General features: G+C 74.9%; 2 protein-coding genes. One reads left to right on the top strand and one right to left on the bottom strand.

What is annotated here, in order from left to right; genetic code table 11:
• Positions 1–32: 32 nt before the first annotated feature.
• On the bottom strand, positions 33–845 hold the full coding sequence (locus tag ACFRQN_RS40460; RefSeq protein ID WP_375876341.1) for a GntR family transcriptional regulator: 813 nt from the start codon (positions 843–845) through the stop codon (positions 33–35).
• A gap of 227 nt (positions 846–1,072) precedes the next feature.
• On the opposite strand from ACFRQN_RS40460, the gene ACFRQN_RS40455 reads away from it, so the two are divergent.
• Positions 1,073–2,617: an alkaline phosphatase family protein gene (locus ACFRQN_RS40455; protein WP_380745636.1), complete on the top strand. Its 1,545-nt coding sequence runs from the start codon at positions 1,073–1,075 to the stop codon at positions 2,615–2,617.
• Positions 2,618–2,666 lie beyond the last annotated feature (49 nt).

The raw sequence follows: 2,666 nt of genomic DNA, 5'->3' as shown, positions 1-2,666 counted from the left end.
GGCCGCACCCCCTGCGGCCGCCGGTGCCGGCGTCAGTTCCCCCGCGGCCGCTCCGCCTCCGTGGCGCCGCCCACCCGGGGGGCGCCGTCCGGGGCGCCGAGGGCGAGGGTGAAGCTGAACCGGTCGCCGCGGTACAGGGAGCGCACCTGCTCCAGCGGGCGCCCGGCGGCGTCCAGGCTGCGGCGGTGCAGCAGCAGCATCGGCAGCGCCGGCGGGGTGCCGATCAGCAGCGCCTCGCGCGGGGTGGCCAGCACCGTCTCGATCCGCTCCTCGGCGGCGCCCAGGCGCACCCCGTGCTCGCGCAGGTAGCCGTAGAAGGACCCCTCGGGGTCGAAGTCCCGGTCCAGCGCGGGCACCCGGGCCACCGGCACGTACGTGGACTCCAGCCCGACGCGCTCCTCGTCCGCGCGCAGCACCCGCTCCAGGTGCCACAGCGGCTCGCCCTCGGGGACCTCCAGCAGCCGGGCCACCGCCGCGTCGGCGGGCAGCCGGTCCAGGCCGATCAGGGTGCGCCCGGGGCGCAGGCCCTGGCGCGAGACGCCCTCGGTGTAGCTGCTCAGGGACAGCGGCTGCTCGATCTTCGGCCCGGCCACGACCGTGCCCCGGCCCTGCCGGCGCAGCCGGCCCTCCAGCAGCAGCTCGCGCAGGGCCTGGCGCACGGTGGCCCGGGCGACGCCGTGACGCTGTGCCAGATCGGCCTCGGTGGGCAGCCGCCCGCCCGGGCCGAGCTCGGCGACCAGCTCCTCCAGCCGCGCCTTGACCAGGTAGTACTTGGGCACCCGGCCGTGCTCGGGGACGCCGGCGCGGGCGGCTTCGGGGCCGGCCCGGGAGATGGGGTGGTTCACCGCGCAAGCCTACCGAGCGCCGTACGGGCCGCACCGGGCCGCACCGGGCCGTACGGGCCGAGCCCGGCGCCCCGGGGCCGTCGATCACGGAAGCGTAACGGGTCTGGTCTGAATTTCGGCGGTTGTTCATACAACCGTGGATCCGGCGAGGGTCCGTCCTCGCCCGCCCGGCGCATCCTCACTCCCGGTGCAACTGCACCGCACTGACGACCAGTTGGGAGCCCTCGATGCGCACCTCCCGCACCGCCGCCCTCGCCGCCGCCACGGCCCTCGCCGCCACCGCCGCCGCGCTGATCGCACCGACCACCGCCGCCACGGCCGCCGCCCCCGCCGCGACCGGGGCCGCCGCCGGCCCCTACCAGGGCCTGCCGAACGGCACCAAGCAGGCCAAGACCCTGGTCATCGGCGTCGACGGCACCCGCTACGACAAGCTGCTCACCGCCGACGCCCCCGCCCTCAAGGCCCTGATGGCCGGCGGCATGACCGCCACCAGCAACCTCTACGCCAACCCGCTGGCCCCCACCCTCTCCGGCCCCGGCTGGTCGACCATCGCCACCGGCGCGTGGCCCGACAAGCACCAGGTGAAGGACAACAGCTTCACCGGCTCCCGCTTCGACCTGTTCCCCGACTTCGCCACCCGCCTGGAGAACGCCGACCCCACCACCTCCACCCTGGTGATCGGCTCCTGGAACCCCATCGCCGGCAACGTCTTCAACGGCCGCGCCGACCTGCGCCTCCAGGAGAGCGAGAACGACACCAAGACCGCCGCCGACGCCGTCGACTACCTCGCCCATGGCAACCCCGACACCACCTTCCTGCACTTCGACCAGGTCGACGAGGCCGGCCACAACCACGGCGGCACCAGCCCCGAGTACGCGGCCGCCCTGCACTCCGCCGACGCCCTGGTCGGCCAGGTCCTCCAGGCCGTCAAGTCCCGCCCCACGTACGCCTCGGAGGACTGGCTGGTCGTCGTCACCACCGACCACGGCCACACCGACGCCGGCGGCCACGGCGGCAACAGCGCCAACGAGCGCCAGACCTTCCTGATCGCCAACGGCACCGGCTACGCCCCCGGCTCCCGCCGCTACGACGTCAAGCCCGTCGACATCGCCCCCACCGTCCTCAAGCACGAGGGCGTCGCCCTCGACCCCGCCTGGAAGCTCGACGGCCGCCCGATCGACGAGATCGCCCCCGACGCCTTCGACGCGCTGCGCCCGAGCCTTCAGGCCCGCGCCGACGAGAGCGGCATCCCGGCCGGGGTGAAGGGCTGGACCCACACCCCGCCGGCCGGCTGGAGCATCGACAACTCCCGCATGCCCAGCGGCGGGGTCACCGAGTGGCGCGGCTGGACCTTCGCCACCGACGAGTTCTGGACGGCCGCCCAGCTCGGCCAGTCCCGTGAGACCAACGTGCGCGCCCGCAACGTGTTCGCCGTCGCCGACTCCGACGAGTGGGACGACAAGGCGCACGGCGCCGGCCAGTTCGACTCCACCCTGGTCGGCCCCGCCTACCCGGTCTCCGGCGCGAGCCGCGGCGTGCTGTCCTTCGCCACGAACTACAAGGTCGACGGGCCGCAGACCGGCGACGTCTACGTGGTCTTCGACAACGGCGCCCCGCAGCTGGTGAAGTCCTACCGCAGCGACCTCAACACCGTCGAGAACCTCCCCGTCACCGTCCCCGCCGGCGCCACCACCGCCCGCTTCCAGTTCCGCTACACCGGCACCAACAGCGCCTTCTGGACCGTCGACCAGGTCTCCTTCACCGCCTCCTGACCCGGGCGGCGCGCGGGCGGGGGAGGGGCGCCGGGCCCCGCCCCCGCCC

It is taken from the genome of Kitasatospora sp. NPDC056800, assembly GCF_042789775.1.
Classification (GTDB): Bacteria; Actinomycetota; Actinomycetes; order Streptomycetales; family Streptomycetaceae; genus Kitasatospora.
This window is presented reverse-complemented; position numbering and strand designations above follow the sequence as displayed.